The 21,756-nt window shown below is 39.3% G+C and carries 23 protein-coding genes and 1 other annotated feature; all 23 genes read right to left on the bottom strand.

Going from position 1 to position 21,756, the window contains the following annotated elements; genetic code table 11:
- Nucleotides 1-114 precede the first annotated feature (114 nt).
- Nucleotides 115-337 (bottom strand) — a binding site (T-box leader).
- Nucleotides 338-403: 66 nt separating this feature from the next.
- Nucleotides 404-949, bottom strand: a complete 546-nt coding sequence (locus MKZ25_RS04465; protein ID WP_340800352.1) for a DivIVA domain-containing protein — start codon at nucleotides 947-949, stop codon at nucleotides 404-406.
- A 95-nt stretch (nucleotides 950-1,044) separates the two neighbouring features.
- A complete protein-coding gene (locus tag MKZ25_RS04460; RefSeq protein ID WP_340800350.1) occupies nucleotides 1,045-1,833 on the bottom strand; it encodes a YlmH family RNA-binding protein in 789 nt (262 codons plus the stop codon).
- A 193-nt stretch (nucleotides 1,834-2,026) separates the two neighbouring features.
- Entirely contained in the window at nucleotides 2,027-2,287 is a 261-nt protein-coding gene (locus MKZ25_RS04455) for a YggT family protein (protein ID WP_340800349.1), read from the bottom strand.
- A 22-nt stretch (nucleotides 2,288-2,309) separates the two neighbouring features.
- Nucleotides 2,310-2,846, bottom strand: coding sequence for a cell division protein SepF (locus MKZ25_RS04450; protein WP_340800348.1), 537 nt, complete (start codon nucleotides 2,844-2,846; stop codon nucleotides 2,310-2,312).
- 11 nt (nucleotides 2,847-2,857) lie between these two features.
- Nucleotides 2,858-3,526, bottom strand: a complete 669-nt coding sequence (locus tag MKZ25_RS04445; RefSeq protein ID WP_340800347.1) for a YggS family pyridoxal phosphate-dependent enzyme — start codon at nucleotides 3,524-3,526, stop codon at nucleotides 2,858-2,860.
- 75 nt (nucleotides 3,527-3,601) lie between these two features.
- Nucleotides 3,602-3,841, bottom strand: coding sequence for a PRC-barrel domain-containing protein (locus MKZ25_RS04440; RefSeq protein ID WP_079525038.1), 240 nt, complete (start codon nucleotides 3,839-3,841; stop codon nucleotides 3,602-3,604).
- A gap of 122 nt (nucleotides 3,842-3,963) precedes the next feature.
- Entirely contained in the window at nucleotides 3,964-4,734 is a 771-nt protein-coding gene (gene sigG, locus MKZ25_RS04435) for an RNA polymerase sporulation sigma factor SigG (protein ID WP_340800344.1), read from the bottom strand.
- 90 nt (nucleotides 4,735-4,824) lie between these two features.
- Nucleotides 4,825-5,535 (bottom strand): RNA polymerase sporulation sigma factor SigE, encoded by a 711-nt coding sequence (gene sigE / locus MKZ25_RS04430; protein ID WP_340800342.1) that lies wholly within the window; start codon nucleotides 5,533-5,535, stop codon nucleotides 4,825-4,827.
- Between the two features lie 13 nt (nucleotides 5,536-5,548).
- The gene (locus MKZ25_RS04425; RefSeq protein WP_340800341.1) at nucleotides 5,549-6,370 is read right to left on the bottom strand and encodes a sigma-E processing peptidase SpoIIGA; all 822 of its coding nucleotides are present in this window, start codon (nucleotides 6,368-6,370) and stop codon (nucleotides 5,549-5,551) included.
- Nucleotides 6,371-6,685: 315 nt separating this feature from the next.
- A complete protein-coding gene (gene ftsZ / locus MKZ25_RS04420) occupies nucleotides 6,686-7,846 on the bottom strand; it encodes a cell division protein FtsZ (RefSeq protein ID WP_340800340.1) in 1,161 nt (386 codons plus the stop codon).
- Nucleotides 7,847-7,886: 40 nt separating this feature from the next.
- Nucleotides 7,887-9,182, bottom strand: coding sequence for a cell division protein FtsA (ftsA, locus tag MKZ25_RS04415; RefSeq protein WP_340800339.1), 1,296 nt, complete (start codon nucleotides 9,180-9,182; stop codon nucleotides 7,887-7,889).
- 102 nt (nucleotides 9,183-9,284) lie between these two features.
- Entirely contained in the window at nucleotides 9,285-9,650 is a 366-nt protein-coding gene (locus MKZ25_RS04410; RefSeq protein WP_340800337.1) for a small basic family protein, read from the bottom strand.
- A gap of 14 nt (nucleotides 9,651-9,664) precedes the next feature.
- Nucleotides 9,665-10,372 carry a DUF881 domain-containing protein gene (locus tag MKZ25_RS04405; RefSeq protein ID WP_340800336.1) on the bottom strand — a complete coding sequence of 236 codons (708 nt, stop codon included), beginning with the start codon at nucleotides 10,370-10,372 and terminating at the stop codon, nucleotides 9,665-9,667.
- A gap of 23 nt (nucleotides 10,373-10,395) precedes the next feature.
- Nucleotides 10,396-11,136 (bottom strand): DUF881 domain-containing protein, encoded by a 741-nt coding sequence (locus tag MKZ25_RS04400; RefSeq protein ID WP_340800334.1) that lies wholly within the window; start codon nucleotides 11,134-11,136, stop codon nucleotides 10,396-10,398.
- Nucleotides 11,117-11,983, bottom strand: a complete 867-nt coding sequence (locus tag MKZ25_RS04395) for a cell division protein FtsQ/DivIB (protein ID WP_340800332.1) — start codon at nucleotides 11,981-11,983, stop codon at nucleotides 11,117-11,119. The genes MKZ25_RS04400 and MKZ25_RS04395 overlap by 20 nt, the downstream gene beginning before the upstream one ends.
- A 5-nt stretch (nucleotides 11,984-11,988) precedes the next feature.
- A complete protein-coding gene (locus MKZ25_RS04390) occupies nucleotides 11,989-13,047 on the bottom strand; it encodes an FtsW/RodA/SpoVE family cell cycle protein (protein WP_340800330.1) in 1,059 nt (352 codons plus the stop codon).
- 42 nt (nucleotides 13,048-13,089) lie between these two features.
- Nucleotides 13,090-14,442, bottom strand: a complete 1,353-nt coding sequence (murD, locus tag MKZ25_RS04385; RefSeq protein ID WP_340800329.1) for a UDP-N-acetylmuramoyl-L-alanine--D-glutamate ligase — start codon at nucleotides 14,440-14,442, stop codon at nucleotides 13,090-13,092.
- Complete coding sequence (gene mraY, locus MKZ25_RS04380; protein ID WP_340800327.1) at nucleotides 14,439-15,413, bottom strand: phospho-N-acetylmuramoyl-pentapeptide-transferase; 975 nt, start codon at nucleotides 15,411-15,413, stop codon at nucleotides 14,439-14,441. Before mraY ends, murD begins: the two co-directional genes overlap by 4 nt.
- Nucleotides 15,414-15,554: 141 nt before the next feature.
- Nucleotides 15,555-17,471, bottom strand: coding sequence for a penicillin-binding transpeptidase domain-containing protein (locus MKZ25_RS04375; protein ID WP_340800324.1), 1,917 nt, complete (start codon nucleotides 17,469-17,471; stop codon nucleotides 15,555-15,557).
- A gap of 59 nt (nucleotides 17,472-17,530) precedes the next feature.
- Nucleotides 17,531-19,711: a penicillin-binding protein gene (locus MKZ25_RS04370; RefSeq protein ID WP_340800323.1), complete on the bottom strand. Its 2,181-nt coding sequence runs from the start codon at nucleotides 19,709-19,711 to the stop codon at nucleotides 17,531-17,533.
- 38 nt (nucleotides 19,712-19,749) lie between these two features.
- Nucleotides 19,750-20,130: a cell division protein FtsL gene (gene ftsL / locus MKZ25_RS04365; protein WP_340800322.1), complete on the bottom strand. Its 381-nt coding sequence runs from the start codon at nucleotides 20,128-20,130 to the stop codon at nucleotides 19,750-19,752.
- A gap of 3 nt (nucleotides 20,131-20,133) precedes the next feature.
- The gene (gene rsmH, locus MKZ25_RS04360) at nucleotides 20,134-21,084 is read right to left on the bottom strand and encodes a 16S rRNA (cytosine(1402)-N(4))-methyltransferase RsmH (protein WP_340800321.1); all 951 of its coding nucleotides are present in this window, start codon (nucleotides 21,082-21,084) and stop codon (nucleotides 20,134-20,136) included.
- A 127-nt stretch (nucleotides 21,085-21,211) separates the two neighbouring features.
- Entirely contained in the window at nucleotides 21,212-21,643 is a 432-nt protein-coding gene (gene mraZ / locus MKZ25_RS04355) for a division/cell wall cluster transcriptional repressor MraZ (protein WP_340800320.1), read from the bottom strand.
- Between the last annotated feature and the right edge of the window lie 113 nt (nucleotides 21,644-21,756).

Below are 21,756 nucleotides of genomic sequence, written 5' to 3'. Positions count from 1 at the left end.
CATTCCAATCAACGTTTCAGCAAAAATGAATGCGTTTCATCGATTGTCATACTTTTAATGCTCCAATAGGGGTTTTGGAACTTTTAAACAACAAAAAAGCCCCTAATCCCTGTAAAAAGGGACGAGGAGCATTAGTCTCGTGGTACCACCCTAAATTCGCTAAATAAAATTAGCCTCATTAGACACTGTAACGTCGTGTGCTACGAAATAACTTACTCGAATTTCAGTTATTTAGCTCGGGAGTGATTTTCGATTTAACTTGCTTCGTTCGAGCTCTCACCATCCTCGAATCGCTATACCACAATGTTAAATTTACTGTCTCCGTCAAAGCATGATGCAAGTGCATCCTATTCATTATTTTTCAGTATATGAAAAGGCTGTATAAAATGTCAAGTACCGTTGACTAATAAACGGCATTTTCGTCATTTTGACTCTCTTCATTAATTTCTTTACGATTGTTGTCCTGAATTTCCGTTAAATCTACGTCATATTCGAGTAAGTGATCCCAGTCGCCTGTATTCAGTAAATCAAGCTGTGCTTCCACCAACATTTTAAAACGGTTGCGGAACACTTTCGACTGTTTTTTCAATTCGTCAATCTCGATCGTTACTTTTCTTGCTTTTGCCAATGCATCATTTACTATACGGTCTGCATTTTTTTCAGCTTCTTTAACGATAAGTTTTGCTTCTTTTTCGGAATTGCGACGAACTTCGCCAGCTGCCTCTTGAGCTACAACAATTGACTTCTGTAAAGTGTCTTCCAATGAATTGTAATGATTCATTTGTTCTGACATCATTTTAATCTTTTCTTCGAGCTCTTTTTTTTCGCGTAAAACAATCTCATAATCTTTTATAATCTGATCTAAAAATTCATTTACTTCGTCTTCTGCATATCCACGGAATCCGCGTGTAAACTCCTTATTATGTATATCAAGAGGTGATAATGGCATATCGTTCTACTCTCCTTTTTTACGTACATTCTTACAAGTATTATAAACGTTTCTTTTCGGAATAACATCATGTTTTCCTAAAAAACAGTTGAAAATTATACTTTTTGCTCTAAACGTCCTACTTGTAATCGAATCTTGTCTTTTTTTGTCCGCCCTTCTGTCAGGATGACTTTTAACCGCCCATATCCTCTTGCGGAAATAATGTCGCCTTCCTGCAATTCAAAGGCTACAGCTTCCCTGACAGTCCAGTTAACTTTCACTTTACCCGCATTGATCAGGCTTTGTGATTTTTGACGGGAGATATTGATGATTGTCGCTAACACAACATCCAGGCGCATCGATGAAACCGTATGCGAACTTTCGACCCATTGCTCTTCGTTTTGAATATACGGCGTTGTCGGATCCATCTCTTCAGCACTAACCTTAACTTTGCCGATACCCGTTAAATTTGCACGAACATAATCCGCAATTTCCGATGCGATTGCAAACTGGACCGTATTATCGGAAAGTCGAATATCTCCAAACTTGCTGCGGTCAAGCCCAATTGATAATAAGGCACCTAGAACATCAGGATGGCGCAATTGGACAAATTTCGTCGGGTAATTGAGTGAATACACAGCAATTTGAAAATCAGCTTCTGCCGGCTCGTAATACGAAGGGGCAATCAGCATTCGTTTACGTTCCGCCTCTTCAAAAACCCCTTCTGTGAAAACATGGAAATCATCTGATTGCTGAACAATAGATTCAACGATAAAACGCTGTCTCGGATCTAAAAAATCAGTCAATTTTGGAGCATAGCGATCTTCTACCTCACGCTGCCATCCAATGACTTGCTCAATGAAAGGTTGTTCATCTTTACGAAAATGTTGGATTAAATGCTCCATCACAATTCCTACTTTCTTTTAAACTGTGTTACTAATTTTTCCACTTTCAAATTAAATTAAACTTTTATTTTATGTATAAGGCAATCAGGTATTTTAAAACCATTACCTAATGGTTGTTGAACCGCTTCAATCCGATTACGGCGAAACGACCGGAAATAAAGAAAACTCCTACAATGGCAGGAGTTCAATTAGATTATAAGAAAAATGCTAGGACGCCATAAACGCCTCGCTCGATAAATACTAACGCGAATAAACCGACAATTGGCGAAATATCAATCATGCCAATCGGTGGAATAAACTTGCGGAAGAATCCTAAATACGGTTCACATACTGTTTCCAGGAAACGACCAACAGCCGATTCTTGCAGTGCCGGAACCCAAGACATTAATATGTATCCTATCAGCATAAAACGGTAAACAAGAAATGCTGTTGATACAATTGAAAATAGAATCATGTTTTTACCTCACAAAATTTAATTACTCAAACGTTAAATTAGAAATTTCTCCTGATACTTCCACATTTTCTGGTGTACATAGGAAAATATCATTTCCAATACGCTGAATATCTCCACCTAAAGCATACACTGTTCCGCTCAGAAAATCGATTATTCGCTTCCCCTGATCCCGGTCGATGCGTTGTAAATTAACAACGGTAGCACGTTTATTTTTTAAATGTTCTGCGATATCCTGCGCCTCTGCATACACGCGGGGTTCTAATAATACTAACTTTGAATTCTTTGATGAAGACGCAGCTTGAAGGCTCACAACATTATTATGATTTTGCATCACGACTTCATTACGTGGTGGTTGCTGTTGCATTTTACGCTCCTTCTTCATTCGGTTTTGAATGAGTTGTGGTTGCTGCTTTTGTCCAAAATCCTGGTAAAATTGCTGTGGTTCATTTTGAACTGCTTTTGGTGCTTGTTTTTGCACTGTTTGCGTTTGGGCAGGAGCATAATCTTCTTCTATTTCTTCTAAATAAAAGAACTTGTCAAAAATATTTTTAATGCTCATATTAATCCTCCTTAACCAACAAGAGCTGTGCCAATTCTAACAAATGTTGCCCCTTCTTCAACTGCAATTTCGTAGTCATTTGACATGCCCATCGATAATTCAGTACAAGGTACATTTGGAATGTTCAATTGTGACACTTCTTGTTGCAATTGTTTTAACTGTTTAAACACTTGTCTAATCATCGTTTCATCTTCTGTAAAAGGAGCCATTGTCATTAAACCTACTATTTCAATTTTTGAAAATTGCTCAAGCTGCTTAACAAAATCAAGCGCCTGTTCTCTTGTTAAGCCATGTTTCGATTCCTCACCGGAAACATTTACTTGCACGAAACATTTCACCCGTTTTGTTGCTCTTTTTTCAATTTCTTGTGCCAGACTTAATCGATCGAGAGAATGTAAATAATCAATCTGGTCAATTACTTGCTTTACTTTTCTTGTCTGTAATGAACCAATATAATGCCAGGAAACAGCTGAGTTGATCGAATCCAACTTATTCAATAAGCCTTCAGGGCGATTTTCTCCTAAATGGATAAGGCCCGCTTCAATTGCCTCTTCCGTCCGGTTGACATCCACTTCTTTAGTTACAGCAATAATCCGGACAGCCTGTTCGCCATTGGCACGCTGTTTTGCAATTTCTATTTGATGTTGAATCTGTTTTAAGTTTTCTATGATTTTCGTCACTTTTTTCCCAACTTTACAACAATAGTTTCTTTCATTGTATCAAGTGATAGTTTAATTTTCAATGAATAGCGTGAACTATTCATCAGGTGACTTCACTAAGATGACATCTTTTCCGACTGTGAGTATATTACTAAAGAGAATTTTCTTAACTAACTCTTCCCCTTGAAATAAATGGTAAAACTTTTTTGGCGGAGAAATTATAAATGCAGTAATGGCACCTTCTTTTTCGTCCACTTCCGCATCTACAATATAACCGATAAACTTTCCACTTGTAGCTTCAATGATTTCCTTCTCCTGAACGGATGAAAATCGCATCCCGCCATCCTTTCTGTATCATTTATTTACTTTTACCTCATTATAAGTATTCAAACATCATGAAATTATGATGAAAGGGACAGCCCTACAAGTTGGACAGTCCCTTTGGAATTTCTATCTATTTAACGGAAATCCCGTTTCATCAATTCTACCGCACTCTTTTCCAATCTTGATATTTGCGCTTGTGAAATACCTAAAGACTGGGCAATTTCCGTTTGAGTTTCACCTAGGAAAAAGCGCTTTTCTATAATCATTTTTTGTCTGCTATTCAGCTTTTTCATACTTTCCTGCAATGAAATCGAGCCAACCCAATGTTCTTCTGTCACTTTATCTTTAATTTGATCAATCATAAAGATTGCATCGCCACCATCTGAATAAATCGGTTCCTGCAGTGACATCGGGTCTTGAATTGCATCAAGTGCAAATAATACATCTTCTTTTTTCATATCTATTGCCTGTGCCAATTGTTCGATTGTGGGTTCTGTTAAATGTTCCGCAATAAATTGTTCCTTCGCTTTCATCGCTTTATACGCAATATCCCGCAATGAACGGGACACACGCAGTGCATGGTGATCGCGCAGGTGGCGGCGGATTTCTCCCATAATCATCGGTACAGCATATGTCGAAAATCGAACATTATGCTTCAAATCAAAATTATCAATCGCTTTTAATAAACCAATACATCCTACTTGGAATAAATCATCCGCCTGTTCGCCACGATAGGCATAACGGCCGACAATGCTGAGCACTAAACGTAAATTGCAGAAAACTAGCTGCTCACGAACAATCCATTCTCCTTGCTGTAATCGTATAAATAAATCTCTCATTTCATCTGGCTTCAGTACTGGTAATGTAGATGTATCCACACCACATAACTCCACTTTTGTACGCATCCAACTTCACCTTCCGAACTAGATTGTCTTTTGTCTTTTCAATCATTTTGTCCGAAATGGTCGTCGCTATGCGCGCCAAATTTAACCATCTTATGCAATTGGTTCGTTCAGGAATTCACGTAAATCCATAATAATTTTTTTCTCCAATCTTGAAATATAAGATTGTGAAATACCTAAATGATCCGCTACTTCCTTTTGGGTCATCTCTTCTTTACCATTTAGGCCAAAGCGACATTCCATAATATATTTTTCACGAGGTGTCAGCTGATTAATGGCATTAAACATATGCTGACGCTCAATTTTACGTTCCACATCAAGTGTTATAATATGTTCTTCTGTCCCTAATATGTCTGAAAGTAATAATTCATTGCCGTCTGCATCCGCATTTAAAGGTTCATCAAAGGAAACCTCGCCTTTCATGCGGCTCGTCTTTCGCAGATGCATCAATATTTCATTTTCAATACAGCGCGATGCATACGTCGCTAATTTAATATTTTTATCTAAATTAAATGTTTCAATCGCTTTAATAAGACCAATTGAACCGATGCTGATTAAATCCTCAATCGGCGTGCTTGTATTATCAAAACGTCTTGCGATATAAACGACTAAACGTAAATTTCTTTCAATTAACATATCCCTGGCATGCAAGTCACCATTCATAAATGCTTCGACTACGACAACTTCTTCTTCTCTAGTTAATGGAATAGGCAATGAATCATGTCCCCCTATATAGTATGTCCCTTTTTTTCTTCTAAAGTAGCTTAGTATGTTTAAAATTATCGATTGAAATTTTTTAAGCAATATCGATCCTCCCTTATGAATTCGTTAGGACAAACACATGTGCAATCATTTGTGCATTTTGCGGAAAGCGCGCATCATTTTTCGTAAATACAACATAGTGATTTGGATACGTTTTGTTCTGAATGACAATTGTGGCACGAAAGGCAGGTACGAGTAATGTGCCTTTTTGAACCGTTGTAATGGGAACAATACGTATTCTTTTCTGTATTTCCTTTGAAAACATTGTCAGTGAGTAAGGCTCCTGCTCATTCCATTTGAGCAGGCATTCACTAAATTCATCCGGTAACATCGATTGAACTGTTTTAAACGAAATAAAATGGACCGGTGCCTGACTTAAAGGTTCAGTGCATTCATTTCCGGTATCGATATATGTTACGAGCTCCATCTGTTGTTCGAACAGTTCTACTTTGCTTGTCGTTACATAACGACTTTGTGCAACATTTTGCAGTTTTTGAAACCAGCCTTGTTTCATCACTGTCAAACTAATACATACTATGCCGAAACATAAAAAAATATAAACGAAAAACGGAGATGCAAGCAAAAATGGTTGTAATGCTGTTATTAATCCACCTGCGAGCAAAGTAGCGACAACAATCCACTTTCCTTGCTCGTAAAATATTTTCCATTTAAATCTAAAGGCAATCCCCAATAGTACGATGAAACTTACAAGCAACATGAATATGTTTCCTATAAATAACACAGCGATCAGCGCACTACAAAAGGCCCCTAATAGTAATCTCCAAATTGGAATGATGGTATATGTTATTGTTGCGGTAAATTTTAGTAGTACGAGATTCATTAAGAAATTCATTAAAAGAATCCACTCTGCATACATGTATTGTCCTCCTGTAAACAAGATTATCAAACCCCCCTATACTTTTTTGTCTAACTGTTGCATAAATCTGGAAGAATCGTTTGACATATTGTTACGACATTCAAATGCAATCGACAAAAAGTTGGCGGCAGGAAAGTTAAATGCTAATAGGGGTTAGAAAGAAGTTTCAATGGAATGAGAAAATCTGCTATTCTGCTTTTTCTTTCCAATACATGCACAGCACGCTACTTTTCATAACATCTCTTAAACTAAAAAAAACGATTATTCGCATCATCATGCAAATAATCGTTCTTCATATTATGAAAGCTAGTACTACTAGCGATTGCGACGGTTGCGTAAAAATGTCGGAATATCCAATGCATCGTCCTGCTGATAGTTTGTTTGTTGTGTTTGACGTGGTGTTTCTTGCTGTACCGGCTCTTGTGAACGTACAGGCTGCTGTTGCTGTTGAGCTGAGCTTGTTGCAGCTTGCTGGCGAGCACCGATTGACGGACGTACAGGCTGTGGCTTTTGAATGATAAAGTCATCCGAAAAACCTGTTGCAATTACTGTTACGATAATTTCATCGTTTAAGTTATCGTTAATAACCGAACCGAAGATCATATTTACTTCCTCATCAGAAGCAAGCTGTACAATATCCGCAGCTTCCTGAACTTCGAATAAACTTAAGTTCGTACCGCCTGTGATGTTCATAATGACACCTTTTGCCCCATCAATTGATGTTTCCAGTAATGGAGAAGAAATTGCTTTTTTAGCGGCTTCAACTGCACGGTTTTCACCTGCTGCAATCCCGATACCCATTAATGCAGAACCTTTATCGGACATAATTGTTTTTACATCGGCAAAGTCCAGGTTGATTAAACCAGGTGTTGCGATTAAGTCTGAAATACCTTGTACACCTTGACGCAATACATTGTCCGCTTCACGGAACGCTTCCAGCATCGGTGTGGATTTATCCACAATTTGCAGTAACTTGTCATTTGGAATAACGATTAATGTATCAACCGCTTCCTTCATTGAAGTAATACCGCCAATAGCCTGTGTTTGGCGTTTACGGCCTTCAAATGTAAACGGACGTGTTACAACACCTACTGTCAATGCACCTAAATCACGTGCGATTGATGCGATTACCGGTGCTGCACCAGTACCAGTACCACCACCCATACCGGCAGTTACGAATACCATATCGGCACCTCGTAATACTTCTTCCAATTGCTCGCGACTTTCTTCGGCAGCTTTTTTACCTACTTCAGGGTTTGCCCCTGCACCAAGTCCACGTGTTAATTTACCGCCGATTTGTAGTTTGTATTCAGCTTTTGAAAGATTTAAAGCTTGAGCATCTGTATTAACAGCGATAAAGTCTACACCTTGTACACCATGTTCAATCATGCGGTTTACGGCATTGTTACCGCCTCCGCCTACGCCGATAACTTTAATAACGGCTAATTGTTCAACATCCGTTTCAAATTCTAACATACTCTTCTCCTCCTAATTGTTCACGTCATTCATTTTCGTATTAATCGAAAAATTTGTTTAATAAGTTTTTTGCGCGATCAATCACACTAACTTTACTTGCGCTTTCTACTCTCTCCGGCACATTTGATTGTTTTTTAGAAGGAGTTGGTTGAGTAGGATAAGGTGCTGCATATGAAGAAGCTGGTACCGGCTCGCTTCTTCCGTAAAATTCGTCTTCTGCATGTGCATATCGAATTAAACCTACCGACGTTGTAAAGGCCGGTTCACGTACACCGATGTAATCAGGTGTATAAATGCGAACACGCGTTAACATCACTTGTCGCGCCAGCTGGGCAATTCCCTCCAGCTGTGCTACTCCGCCGGAAATGACGACACCACCCGGTAAATCCTGTACCCCCATACGTGCTAATTCATCCAATACTAATTCGAATAACTCTTCTAAACGTACACCGATAATTTCCGAGATGAAACGTTGACTGTATTGATCTGTTGTATCAGTACCAACAACAGGAACATCAAACGTCTGTTCCTCGGAAGCATCATCGTAAAAGGCATGTCCATACTGCTTTTTGATTTTTTCGGCTTGTTCAGTCGGTGTTTTTAATACGATCGATAAATCTTTCGTAATATGATCTCCACCTACAGGAATCACAGCTGTATTTGTCAGCAGTCCATCTTGGAACACCGCAACAGTTGTCGATCCGCCTCCTAAATCGATATAGGCAGTTCCTTGATTTTTTTCATCTTCCGTCAGCGCAAAATACCCTGCTGCTAATGGTTGTAGATAAATTTCGCGAATTTGCAAGCCTGCACGTTCTACACATCTTAAAACATTATGTACAAGCGTCTTGGATGTCGTAATCATTGTCGCATCCATCTCTAAACGAATGCCAATCATACCTCGCGGGTCTTTAATCTCATCTAGGTTGTCCACGATAAATTGTTTAGGTATTAAATTTACTAACTCTCGCTCTGGTGGAATCGACATTACCTGTGCAGAGTCTATTACTCTAGCTAAATCATCGTCCGTGATTTCCCGGTCTTCACCGTTTACCGCTACAACCCCTTTGACAGGTTGTAAAACTGTCTGGTTTGCAGGAACTCCAAGCACCACTTCTTCTATATTAATACCAGTCATTCGCTCTGCTTGATCTACAGCTTTTTTTATGGACTGTACAGTTGCATCTATATCAACTATTGCACCTTTTCTTATCCCTGTTGATTTCACATGACCTACACCAATTACGTGCAATTGATCACCGTTCATTTCTCCGATCAGGACTTTTATTGAAGATGATCCAATATCGAGAGAAACATAAATTTCTTGATGATTCAACTTTCTGCACCTCCTTCGATTACTCCTATAGTTCATTCTATTGTAAATTCCGCTGATTGTCTAAGTAAAACGATAATTTGTAATGATATTTTAACGTGATTGTTAAGAGTTTTCCTCCTTTTTCAATCTACTGTTCTCATATTTTGCCAATAATAACCGACGAATGACTGCAATATTTTGAAACAGTCGAACTCCGAATGCAAAAATAGCGGCTAAATACAGATCGATACCTATATGGACACCGAGAAAAGCCAATCCTGCTGCTAAAAGTATATTAAAGAAAAACCCGGAAATAAATACCTTGTCATCGTAAACTTGCTGCAATAATGCACGGATACCGCCGACCATTGTATCGAGAGCCGCTAGTACAGCAATGGATAAATAGTTTTCATAAACAGATGGAATTTGAATATCTGTTAAAATTCCTAATACCACACCTAATATAAGTCCTAATAGTGGTAGCCACATATTCGCATCCCCTTCTACTTTTCTGATAAATACTTACTTCTTTGTACAGGCGCAACTGAATCTATTTGTACATTCTGCTCTGCTTCATGAATTGTCAATACGAGATTATCAATATAAAATTCATCCTGAAACGAAGATGCCAATAAATGGTTTTTCATTTTTTCAGCTTGCTCATACGTAAATGTAATGATGTTTATTTCGATATCCGTATTTTGAATCGGCTCGCCATTGATCGTCGTTTTCCCATTAATGTCGCGAATGGCAGAATTGTAGCTTAGACGCTTGTCATCCACTTCAATTGCCCGGGCATTATAACGATTCAAATCATTTATAAGGCGAATTAACAGTTCAGGTGATACAGGCTTTATCTCATAGCCTAAACCCATTAATTCGGGCGAAGTGCCAACCGATAATGTTAACCCCGGTCCTTCAACCGGCAAGATCCCTGCACGTTCTTTTAATTGATCGACAGTTTGCTGCAATAGTATTTCCGGATTATCAAACTCTGCATCCTCGTATTTATTTACTGTTTCGGATAATTCGCTTATTGCAGTCAGCAACTCCGAATGACGCTCCTGTTCCGCAGATAATTGCTGACGAATTTCCCAAATATCGACTGTAGTTCGTTCGGTCGGATTTTGAACCGTGTTGTACTGCACTGCGAGCATAAAACCAATGATGAACGAGATGATTGTAATATTGCGGTACATTTTTTTCGTCATCATCTTCCCTCCGATCCTATGCCTTATTCATCGCTGACTGTTTTCATTTCAATTAGATTGTCTGTTTCCAAAGTAACGACAATTTGTTCATTCAATAGTTGGTCAAATACTCCCCCTGCCAGTTCTAACGAAGAAATCAGTACATCCTGATTACCTACCGCCTCGATTACAAATGGTGCTGGGTACTGTTGTCCATCAATTGTAATGACAGGACCGTTGCAGGCAATGTAAGAATTTGGTTTTAAACGTTGCCCGTTAATCGAAATTGCCTCGGCACCTGCAATTTTCAACTCATTTAATACTTTAAATATGTGACTTTCATGCACAATATACTCATTTGGATTGGTAGTATTCGGATTATAATCACCATCTTGCAGTGTAATTTTAATCCCTTGCCCAATTCCATCTGTTAGTCCTAATAAGAGCCGCAATTGCTCAGCGTCCTGATGATTCTGTTCATATTGCGTTTCGTTCGAGGAAAACTGCTTTTCATAAGTTCGAATTTTCTCTTCTAGTTGGGACAATTCATCTTCAAGCTCTTTATTTCTTTCCTGTTTTTCAATCAAATCTTCCATGTACTGATTTTCCTGCTCAAACTGGGGAGAGGCAGAACTTAATGTACGCTTGTCCTTTGATAAATTATAGGAAAAGCCGATAATAAATCCTGTGATTATGCATACAATTAGTATGGCGGCGTACTTTCCTGAAAATAAAGCAGATTTATTTTTCGGCTGCCTGCTGTTATCACTCTGGCTCTTCTTCATTTTGTTCTTCCAGTTGCCCCCCTTCGTCAGTCTCCGCATTTTCTGTTTCATCTGTAAGTTCTTCGGTTTTTTGAGTGTCTTCCTTTATTAAAGAATATTCACCTGAAAAAGGTCGGTAATATGAGCCGACTTCAATATCTACAATCCCTTTTTCAGAAACGTCCTCGCTTTCAATTTGTGCAATGATTGATGGATAGTAATTCAATTTTTCTGCTAAAGTATTCGCATCAGCGCGTACTTCATAGCCATCATTCATGAAAAGCGTAATTGAATACGGGTCCGCTTCTGAAGGATTTGCATTAATTTGTGAAATGAGTGACAGTACTTCCGGCTTTAAATTGGCAAGTTCCTTTAATAGCTTTTTTCGAAGTTCCTCATTTTCAAAATCACGGAAAATCGGGGCATCAATCGGGACAATCTCATTGGATTCCTCAAAAACAACACCATTATCAAGCATAGGGTAAAATTCCCCGCCCTGTGAAATATAAGCTACCTTTTGCCACTCTTCTATAGTAATTTGAACTTCATTCAGGAATTTTCTTTCGACATTAACGGATTTTATCCATTCATGCTGAGCAATTGCCTGCTCCACTTCAGAAATCTTGAAGCCCCATAACGAATCTTCAATTTTCAGATTCGACTGTTCGATGTAATACGTATCTTCCTTAAGGACTGCCCCTTTTATATCAATTTTTTTTATATCACTATAAGGTAATTGAAAATAAAGAAGTATGATAATGATAAAAAGAAAAATCGTCACTAGTGTTAAAAATTTAAAGTTTGTACGACGTCTTCTGCGTTTTTTCATAGCTGGTACTCGTTCTGTAATATCGATTACTTTTTCCATTATCTTTACTCCTTCCTTCTTTCATAAGAGAAATTTAAAATTAGCGCTACTGTAACCCAGACAACAACAAGCGAAGTACCGCCATAACTTATAAATGGCAATGTCACACCGGTTACAGGCAGTAAATTAATTACAACCCCTATATTCAGCGCTGCCTGTACAGCAATCATCGTTGTAAGTCCGCATATCGCATAAAAATGAAATACATGCTTGCATTGTAATGCCAAGCGATAGCCAAGAATTAAAAAGCACGCAAAAATAAGCAGCAGTCCCATTCCACCGACAAGACCGATTTCTTCTAAAATAATTGCAAATATAAAATCGTTCTGCGGTTCCGGTAAGTATAAATACTTTTGTCTACTTTTTAATAATCCATGTCCAAACAAGCCGGCGGGTCCTATCGCAAATAACGATTGTACAGCCTGAAAGCCGCTTCCCAACGGGTCTGCCCACGGGTTGATAAACGCTTCGATCCGTTTAAGACGATATGGGGCCGCAATAATCAGCCCAGCAAGACCGACAATACCTAACGTGATGAGTATCACATATAGGCGCAACGGATATTGTGCAATAAAAAATATTATTAAAACAACTACAACTAAAATAAAGACAGCACCGAAATCCGGCTGAAGCATAATTAACGCTGCTGGAAGTATCAATATGAGAAAATGTTTCAATTGAACAATGCGCTCATATGATTTTCGCTGTGTTAATAATGCACTAATATAAATAATTGTCGTTACTTTCGCAATTTCAGCCGGTTGTATCGTTAACGGGCCGATTCCAATCCAACTTTGCGAACCATTCCGGACAATCCCGATACCAGGAATAAGTACAGCAACAAGTAAACCAAGTGACATGATATAAAAAATCCGCCATACTTTCGGTTGCTGCAGAAACTCCCAGTTCATAATTGCTGCACATATGAGAAGTGCAACAATGAAATAGATTGACTGCTTCAGGTAAAACGGGGTTTGTCCATCATAGTGAACATTCCCCCAATATGTACCTGCAGAAAAAATAAAGAGAATACCAATCAGCGACAATACAATCGCACTGATCATGAAATACTGTTGATTTTTTTGCGACAGTGTAACTATCCTTTCTTAAGAAAGTTTCATAACACGATCAATAAATAAGTCGCCCCGAATTTCAAAGCTCGCATGTTGATCCCAGCTTGCACATGCAGGTGACAATAAGATGATGTCACCTTGTTCAGACATTTTTGCTCCATAACCGACTGCATCTTCAACATCAATTGCACGCACAATATTCGTAATGCCACATGATTTTGCAAATTCGATAAAGCGAAGTGCAGTTTCACCAAACGCGACCACTGCTTTTACACGTGTCATTTCTTTACGTAGCTCTTCAAATGAATGCCCGCGATCCAATCCGCCGGCCAATAATACAATCGGTTGCTCAAATGCAGCCAAGGCACTTTTTGTTGCAAGTACATTCGTTGCTTTTGAATCATTGTAAATTTTACGTCCTTCCCATTCACGGACAAACTGTGTACGATGACGTACCCCAGCAAATGTTGCCAAAACTTCCTCTATCGCATCAATAGGGCACTCCTGCAGTAACGCTGCTGCTACAGCACATAAAATATTTTCTAAATTATGCTCTCCCGGCAATACAATATTAGCACGTTTTAAGATCGCGTCACCTTGCCAATAAATGTTTTCTTTATCTGCACTGATTCCCTGTTTTGCATGACCTTTTGTCGTAAATGGAATAAGCTTCGCCTTTGACTTTTGAGCATAATTTGCCACAACTTGCTGATCGGCATTGTAAATAAAATAATCTTCAGCTGTTTGATTGCGTGTGACACCAAATTTAGCCTCCGCATATTCTTCAAACGTCCCATGGTAATCTAAATGCGCTTCATAAAGGTTTGTCAAAATTGCGATATGTGGTCTGAATTCACGTGTTCCCATTAACTGGAACGATGATAACTCTGTAACGATAACCTCATCCGCTTTTGCTTCTGCCGCAACACCGCATGCAACGGTTCCAATATTCCCGGCGATTAATGGTTTTAAACGGCCGGCTTTCAGCATTTCGTATAGTAACGTTGTCGTTGTTGTTTTACCATTTGAGCCGGTAATTCCGATAAATGGAGCCTCGCTTACTAAATAGGCAAGTTCCATTTCAGTAATAACAGGCAGACCTTTCGCAATCGCGTCCGCAACAATTGGATTTGTGTATGGAATTCCAGGATTTTTTACGACAAGCTCAAATCCTTCATCAAGCAAATCTTCTGGATGTCGCCCACAAATTACTGTAATTCCTTTTGATAAAAGCTCCTGCGCTTCAGGATTCGCATCAAACGGTTTTGCGTCGTTGACTGTTACAAATGCTCCTAAGCGATGCAGAAGCTCCGCAGCCGCAACACCACTTTTCGCCAATCCTAAAACGAGTACTTTTTTAGCTTGTAATCCTTCATATTCCATCATAATAACGCCTCCGCTAATACTGCTATAAGTGCTACGATACATCCAGTTGACCAAAATACAAGTACGACTTTCCATTCTGACCAGCCTGATAATTCAAAATGGTGGTGAATCGGACTCATTTTGAATATGCGCTTTTTACGCAGTTTATAGCTTCCTACTTGTAAAATAACGGATAATGTTTCAATAACAAATACGAGTCCGATTAATAGTAACAGCAATTCTTGTTTTACCAGCACGGAAATCATTGCCAATGCACCGCCAAGCGCAAGGGAACCTGTATCTCCCATGAACACTTTTGCCGGGTTTGCATTAAAAATCAGAAACCCTAGTAATGCCCCAGTTACAGCAAATGCAAATAAAGCGATATCTGCTTGCTCGTTAAATAGTGCAATGACACCGAATGCAGCAAATGCGATTGACGCAGTTCCTGATACGAGTCCATCCAAACCGTCTGTTAAATTGACCGCATTTGAAAAACCGACAAGCCAGAAAATTAAAAAACCAACATACAGTATTCCTAAATCTATCGATACATCCGTATACGGAATTCCTACAGATGTATCAAACGAACCTAAACGTAATAGCAAAAACGCTGCAATCGCAATGGCGATCTGACCAATTAATTTTTGCAGGGATGTCAAACCTAAATTACGTTTAAAAATTACTTTTAGCCCATCATCCAAAAAGCCAATTACGCCAAATCCAACTAAAACAAGTAAGAGTACGATCGTTTGTGTTGTAAACAAGTCGAAAATCATTGCGACTACAATTGTCGAAATAATAATGGCTGACAAGAAAATTAATCCACCCATAGTAGGTGTACCTGCTTTTTTCATATGTGATTGAGGGCCTTCTTCACGTATGCTTTGCCCGAATTTTAATCGGCGTAAAAGAGGGATTCCTACTGGTGCTAAAATGACCGTTACTAAAAATGATGAAAAGAGTATGGTCAATGTTGTTGATAATGTCATAATATATCTCCTTTAAAACTTCTGTCTGAATATGGTGGAACGTTTGATTTTCAACTGTTTCGACCACTAGTTATTATTGTGAAAAAACGTCCTTCACTATAATAGTTGTTTTAGTTGCATTTTGAAAGATTGAAATTCAATTTAATTTCCTAAATATAAATGAACACTACCACTTTGGAGTATGAGACTATCAGCCGATGGAACTTGCTGAATCACTTTATCGCCTTCTCCGTGCCATTCAATTTTATAAGGATATAAATGCGGGATTACTTCTTCTTTTGTCATTCCAATAAAGTTTGGTGTACGCTCTGTCAATTCATCGCCCCAAACGTAGTCCCGTTCTATTTGATCTTTTTGTTTTTCGATATTGTACAATGGTGCGGCATCTTCAATAATACGGCCTACAATTGGTGCTGCGATCACACTTCCGAACTGCAATGAGCTTTTTGGATTATCGATCGCAACATAGACGATAATTTCCGGGTCATTTGCCGGTGCAAAGCCGATGAATGATACAATATAGTCTCCGTCTTTATAACGGCCGTTTTCCACCTTTTGCGCTGTCCCTGTTTTGCCTCCGATACGTAGCCCATCACGAAATGCCTGACGACCAGAACCTTTTGCAACTACAAGCTCCAATGCATGACGGACTTTTTCCGATGTTTCTTCACTGACAACCTGTGTTTTCGCTTCCGGATTTTGTTCCATTATGACTTCGTTTGTCTTGGAGTCCAGTATTTTCGAGACCGTATACGGTGTATATAATGTACCGCCATTAATCGCTGCGGAGACCGCCTGCATCTGTTGAATCGGCGTCACGGAAACCCCTTGACCAAAAGAGGTCGTAGCATGCTCTACCGGGCCGAATGCTTCTTTCGAAAATAATATGCCCGATGATTCTCCTGCAATGTTCGAACCTGTTTTTTTCCCGAATCCGAATTTGTGAATATAATCAAGCAATTTTGTTGAACCGACTCGTTGCCCAAGCTCTACAAATCCAGGGTTACAGGAATTCTGTACAACTTCGTAAAAAGTCTGGTCTTTATGGCCTTCTCGTTTCCAGCAGCGTAAACGTGCCCCCTCGACCATTGTATAGCCATGATCATGGAAATGTTCTTCTTCCATGTTGACTACACCTTCTTCAATCGCCGCACTGAGCGTAATAATTTTGAATGTGGAACCTGGCTCATATGACATAAACACAGGAAGGTTGCGATTATAAATACTTGGCTCTACTTCCGAAAACTTCGTTGGATCATATGTCGGGAACGATGCAAGCGCCAATATTTCACCACTGTTAGGATTCATCGCAATGGCCAATGCCTGATCTGCATCATATTCCAGCATTGCCTGCGATAATTCTCGTTCGACAATCTTTTGAAGCTTCAAATCAATCGTCAGCTGAATAGTTGCGCCATCTTTCCCTTCTTTCCACTCATCATCCACATGCTCCAATGCATTCCCTTTTGCATCGGTAAATAATCGAATGGCGGCATCCGAACTTTTTAATAATTCATCATACTCATATTCGATTCCTGCCAAACCTTGATTATCCGCACCTGTAAAACCTAAAAAGCGCGCAAGTAAATTACCATGCGGATAGGACCTTACATAATCGACACCACTGTATAAGCCCGGAATTTGAAGCTGCTGAATTTTTTCCGCTTGCTCATAAGTAATGTTCTTAGCTTCAGGAGCAATTTTCACAAGGGATACTCGCTGCTGGAGCCTTTCCAATATTTTGGCTCGATCTTTATTGATTACGTTTGCAATGGCATCTGCAGCATATTCTTTATCTTCGTTTTGTGAAGGCATAAAGTACAAAGTCGGGGCAAGTTTATTCGTTACAATTACTTCATTGTTTCGGTCAGTAATTTCACCTCGCTGTGTGTGGAACGGAATTTCCCTGTCCCAATTTTCTTTTGCCTTTGTTGAAAGCTCATCATACTGAATAATTTGAACGGAAACCAATTTAACAAAAATCGCCACGCCGTATAGTACTAGTGCGATGGCGATCCATGTTAAACGTTTTTTTGATTTTGTAGTTACCCATTTCATAATATGACACCTCACCTAAAACAACGTATGTTAAAGATGAAGTTTGTATTCAAATCTCTCTAATCTTGTGGAATTTCTTCACTAAATTCCTCTTCTTCCAGCTCCATATCCTCTGCCGGCGGAGTCAAATGCTTTTCCTCAGGGGTTTTCAGCTTAACGACAATTGGTGAATCATCCGTAACCGGCGTCCCTTGAGAAACACTTTGGCTTTCAACATAGCCTTCCCCAACAATTTCAATCGGCAGTTTGGATAATGACTTATAGACAAGCAAATTACGTAGTGACCAGTTATTAAACGATGGTAATGTAATTTCTCCATCGGTCTTTAAGAATACGATACTCCCACTAATTAATGATGAATCTGCTGCAGGGAACTGTTCTGTAATTTCTCCGTCTTGACCGATTAATACCGGTACGAGTCCATCGGCTTCCAAGTGAGTCATGACTGTATCTGTCTGCTCCCCTACATAATTATCAACCTTTGCCGTTTCGACTTCCGCTACGTCCGACGGATTGATATTCATATACTTCAAACTGTTCAGTACTACTGAATTGAAAACTTCCGAAACCGGATCAGAACCCAATTCGGTTGGACCCAGTTTTGGTTTTGCAACCGAAATAAATACAGCCAGCTGTGGATCTTCCGCAGGAGCCATTCCTAAAAATGAATAGAGGAATTCGTTTTTCCCCCAGTCATAACCGATTCCATTTGCTTTCGGCATTTGGGCAGTCCCTGTTTTCCCGGCCACTTTATAGCCTTCAATTTGGAAACGTTTCGCATTCCCTGCTTCCCCGTAAATAGTGGAAGCCAGAACTTCACGTGTTTTCTGTGCTGTCTCTGCCGAAATAGGCTCACCTTTTATAGTAGGTTCTGAATCTACTACAATCTCACCTGTGTTCGGATTGACGATTTTATCAATTACGTATGGCTGCATCATCTTTCCATCATTAGCAACTGCGGTTAGTCCTTGTATTAACTGAATCGGTGTAACCGTCGAACCTTGACCAAAAGTTGTCGTATACTTTTCTAAAGGGTAGCGTGAGTTTATAATGCCGTTCGCTTCATTCGGTAAATCAATGCCTGTTTTTTGGCCGAATCCAAATTCCTTTAAATAACTTTCATACGTTTCCCAAGACATTATATCCAGCAAGTTTGTCATCGCCGTATTTGAAGAGCGTTGGATACCTTCTAAATAGGAAATTGTACCCCACCCGTATCTATTATGGTCTCGTATTGTATCGTTATAAACATTATACTGTCCAGATTGATAGGTCGCATTCGGATGCCAATTTCCGGAGTCGATTGCGGCTGCTACCGTAAATGTTTTAAAAGTGGAACCAGGTTCAATCGTATTTTCCACAACATCATTCAGCCAGTTGCCATCCAGCCCTGCACGCGTGTCCGGATTAAACGTTGGCCGTTGTGACATTGCCAAGATCTCTCCAGTTTTCGGATTTGCCACGACCGCGACCATAGACTGTGGCTTATATTGGTCATTAACACGCGACATCGCCTCTTCCAGGAAGTTTTGGATCGTTTTATCGATTGTTAAATAAATATCGTTACCATCCTGTGCTTCCTGTATCACTTTGTCGCTACTTGGCAATAAATAGTTACGGGCATCGCGCTGATAGGTTAACTTCCCGTCAGTACCTGTTAATTGCTTGTCATAAATGTATTCAAGCCCCATTTTTCCGACAACCGACGAATTACCATCATCATCTGTTTCACGCAATGCAAAGCCAATAAGATGGGAGGCAAATGCTCCATTCGGATAATAGCGTTTTTTATCGCTATATAATAAAATTCCCGGCAGGCTAAGCTCTTCAATCTTCTTCTTCACTTCATGGCTAATGCCGCGCCCCGCCAGTCCAAACTCAACTTGATATAAATCTTTGGAAGGGTTGAGCCGTTCATAAATTTTCTCTTCATCCATCGGTATGTATTGCGCCAATAATTTTGCAGTTTCCGCCTTATCGACGACATGCCTTGGATTTTTTTTATTTTCTGTTGCCGATTCTTTAATTACCGCTACAAGACGGTAGCTTAATGTATCTTCGGCAATTACATTTTCATTGCGGTCCAAAATCTTCCCACGGTCTGCCGACAACACATATCCAGTTTCGTATCTTGATAATGCTTCTTCTTCCAATTCATGCCCTTTTACCATTCCTGTCGCCTGAATCGATGCAAAACGCCAATATAATAGTAAAAAGAGCCCTCCAAAGAATATAAACATTAGAAAGGCTCCTACCTGGTAACGAAATCTTCTCTTTTTCATTCTCCCGGCACTACTTTCACATTTTTCTCATTTAGTGTTAATCCGAGTTCTTTCGCTTTTTCCCAAATACGTTGGTGAGTGGAGCGTTCACTTACTTGTACTTTTAAATCTGTATTATTGTTATTGACTTCAGTTATGTCGCGTTCGATTTTTTGGATTTCCATACTGAGCGTTTGGATTTCTCCTTGAGTATGTAATATGGAAATAGCGAAAGATGCTACTACAATTGCAAATACTAGGAACAAAAACTTTTCCTGTGCCGAAAAATACTTTGCTTTACGTTTTTTCGGCTGGACCGGCAGTCTTTGTTCCTGCTGCTGATGTTGAGGTAGTTCTGGCTGTTGTTGTATAAAAGTTTGTCTTGCTCTTACTGCCATTTTTTACCCACGTCCTTTATCGTTAATTTTTTCAGCGATGCGCAATTTTGCTGAACGTGAACGATTATTCGCAGCTAACTCCTCGTCTGATGGTAAAATCGGTTTTCTTGTCACTAATTTAAGTATTGGTTTCATATGCTCTGGAATAACCGGTAATCCATGAGGTAAATCCGGCAGTGATGAAGCCTCTTTAAACAGTGTTTTTGTTAAGCGGTCTTCCAATGAGTGGAATGTTATCACACTTATACGACCACCAATTTTCAGTAACTCGATTGCATCTACTAAAGAATCTTCCGCTGCACCTAATTCATCGTTTACAGCTATCCGAATAGCCTGGAAGATTCGTTTTGCAGGATGTCCACCTTTGCGACGTGCCGGGGCTGGAATACCATCTTTTATAAGCTCCACTAATTGACCTGTTGTTTCTATAGGAGCAATCTCACGGGCTTGTTCAATTTTGCGCGCAACTTGCTTCGAAAATTTTTCTTCGCCGTAGCGGAAGAAAATGCGTACTAAGTTTTCGTATGACCATTCATTCACTACATGATATGCGCTAAGTTCCGCTGTCTGATCCATCCGCATATCGAGCGGTGCATCATGATGGTAACTAAAACCGCGTTCAGGTGTGTCAAGTTGTGGTGATGAAACACCTAAATCATATAAAATCCCATCTACTTGATGAATGTTCAGATTGTGTAATTCTTCTTTTAAATAGCGGAAATTTGAGTGTACGAATATAACGCGATCTAAATAATCGGCTAATCGTACTTTTGCGTTTTCAATAGCCGTTGTATCTTGGTCAAAGCAAATTAAACGGCCTTTTTCTGACAATTGTTGTACCAGGTACTGACTATGTCCTGCACCACCTAATGTGCAGTCTACATAAATACCATCCGGATTGATGTTCAACCCATCAACAGTTTCTTTCAATAATACGGTTGTATGATCGAACATAGTTTAAAGCACCTCTTAATATTAATTCAATTACATGTCGGTACCATTACATCCGGATTAAAAATTCAAGTCGGTTTTGTAATAGTGACCATAATTATAAATTTCTTCTAATTCTTCTGTTGAAAATTTAAAAATCAAAGCCAATCAGATTTTCTGCGATTTCATCAAATGATTCTGCCGATTGCTCAAAGTATTGTAGCCAAGATTCTTTCGCCCAAATTTCAATTTTACTTGATACACCTAAGATCACGCATTCTTTTTCAAGATTAGCGTATCCAATCAATGTAGACGGAATATTAATACGACCTTGCTTGTCCACTTCTACTTCTGTTGCTCCAGAAAAGAAAAACCGCGCAAATGCACGCGCATCTTTTTTGGTCATCGGTAAATCTTTTAATTTATCTTCGAGTTTTCGCCATTCATCCATAGGATATCCAAAAATGCATTGGTCTAGCCCCCGTGTTATCACAAAGTGTTCTCCAAGTGATTCTCGAAACTTTGCAGGGACAATCATACGGCCTTTTGCATCGATAGAATGTTGATATTCTCCCATGAACATGCTACTCACCCCACTTTAATAAATAATGTACCACATCCCCCCACTTTCCACCACCAATTTCCTTGCTTCTCATACCAATAAAATGAAATTACGTAAATGAGCATATTCTCACA

Origin of the sequence: Solibacillus sp. FSL W7-1464 (assembly GCF_038004425.1) — a bacterium.
In the GTDB taxonomy this organism is placed as follows: Bacteria; Bacillota; Bacilli; order Bacillales_A; family Planococcaceae; genus Solibacillus.
The sequence above is the reverse complement of the archived record's forward strand: the minus strand, read 5'-3'. Positions and strand labels throughout refer to the sequence as shown.

What these genes read in the sequence shown, in the direction of transcription:
- MKZ25_RS04465 (WP_340800352.1), bottom strand. Translation starts at nt 949, where the DNA reads ATGCCATTATCACCTCTTGATATACATAATAAGGAGTTTACACGCGGA.
- MKZ25_RS04460 (WP_340800350.1), bottom strand. Translation starts at nt 1,833, where the DNA reads ATGGAGCATTTAATCCAACATTTTCGTAAAGATGAACAACCTTTCATT.
- MKZ25_RS04455 (WP_340800349.1), bottom strand. Translation starts at nt 2,287, where the DNA reads ATGATTCTATTTTCAATTGTATCAACAGCATTTCTTGTTTACCGTTTT.
- MKZ25_RS04450 (WP_340800348.1), bottom strand. Translation starts at nt 2,846, where the DNA reads ATGAGCATTAAAAATATTTTTGACAAGTTCTTTTATTTAGAAGAAATA.
- MKZ25_RS04440 (WP_079525038.1), bottom strand. Translation starts at nt 3,841, where the DNA reads ATGCGATTTTCATCCGTTCAGGAGAAGGAAATCATTGAAGCTACAAGT.
- sigG (WP_340800344.1), bottom strand. Translation starts at nt 4,734, where the DNA reads ATGCGTACAAAAGTGGAGTTATGTGGTGTGGATACATCTACATTACCA.
- MKZ25_RS04425 (WP_340800341.1), bottom strand. Translation starts at nt 6,370, where the DNA reads ATGTATGCAGAGTGGATTCTTTTAATGAATTTCTTAATGAATCTCGTA.
- ftsZ (WP_340800340.1), bottom strand. Translation starts at nt 7,846, where the DNA reads ATGTTAGAATTTGAAACGGATGTTGAACAATTAGCCGTTATTAAAGTT.
- MKZ25_RS04410 (WP_340800337.1), bottom strand. Translation starts at nt 9,650, where the DNA reads ATGTGGCTACCACTATTAGGACTTATATTAGGTGTGGTATTAGGAATT.
- MKZ25_RS04405 (WP_340800336.1), bottom strand. Translation starts at nt 10,372, where the DNA reads ATGACGAAAAAAATGTACCGCAATATTACAATCATCTCGTTCATCATT.
- MKZ25_RS04400 (WP_340800334.1), bottom strand. Translation starts at nt 11,136, where the DNA reads ATGAAGAAGAGCCAGAGTGATAACAGCAGGCAGCCGAAAAATAAATCT.
- MKZ25_RS04395 (WP_340800332.1), bottom strand. Translation starts at nt 11,983, where the DNA reads ATGGAAAAAGTAATCGATATTACAGAACGAGTACCAGCTATGAAAAAA.
- MKZ25_RS04390 (WP_340800330.1), bottom strand. Translation starts at nt 13,047, where the DNA reads ATGATCAGTGCGATTGTATTGTCGCTGATTGGTATTCTCTTTATTTTT.
- murD (WP_340800329.1), bottom strand. Translation starts at nt 14,442, where the DNA reads ATGATGGAATATGAAGGATTACAAGCTAAAAAAGTACTCGTTTTAGGA.
- mraY (WP_340800327.1), bottom strand. Translation starts at nt 15,413, where the DNA reads ATGACATTATCAACAACATTGACCATACTCTTTTCATCATTTTTAGTA.
- MKZ25_RS04375 (WP_340800324.1), bottom strand. Translation starts at nt 17,471, where the DNA reads ATGAAATGGGTAACTACAAAATCAAAAAAACGTTTAACATGGATCGCC.
- MKZ25_RS04370 (WP_340800323.1), bottom strand. Translation starts at nt 19,711, where the DNA reads ATGTTTATATTCTTTGGAGGGCTCTTTTTACTATTATATTGGCGTTTT.
- ftsL (WP_340800322.1), bottom strand. Translation starts at nt 20,130, where the DNA reads ATGGCAGTAAGAGCAAGACAAACTTTTATACAACAACAGCCAGAACTA.
- rsmH (WP_340800321.1), bottom strand. Translation starts at nt 21,084, where the DNA reads ATGTTCGATCATACAACCGTATTATTGAAAGAAACTGTTGATGGGTTG.
- mraZ (WP_340800320.1), bottom strand. Translation starts at nt 21,643, where the DNA reads ATGTTCATGGGAGAATATCAACATTCTATCGATGCAAAAGGCCGTATG.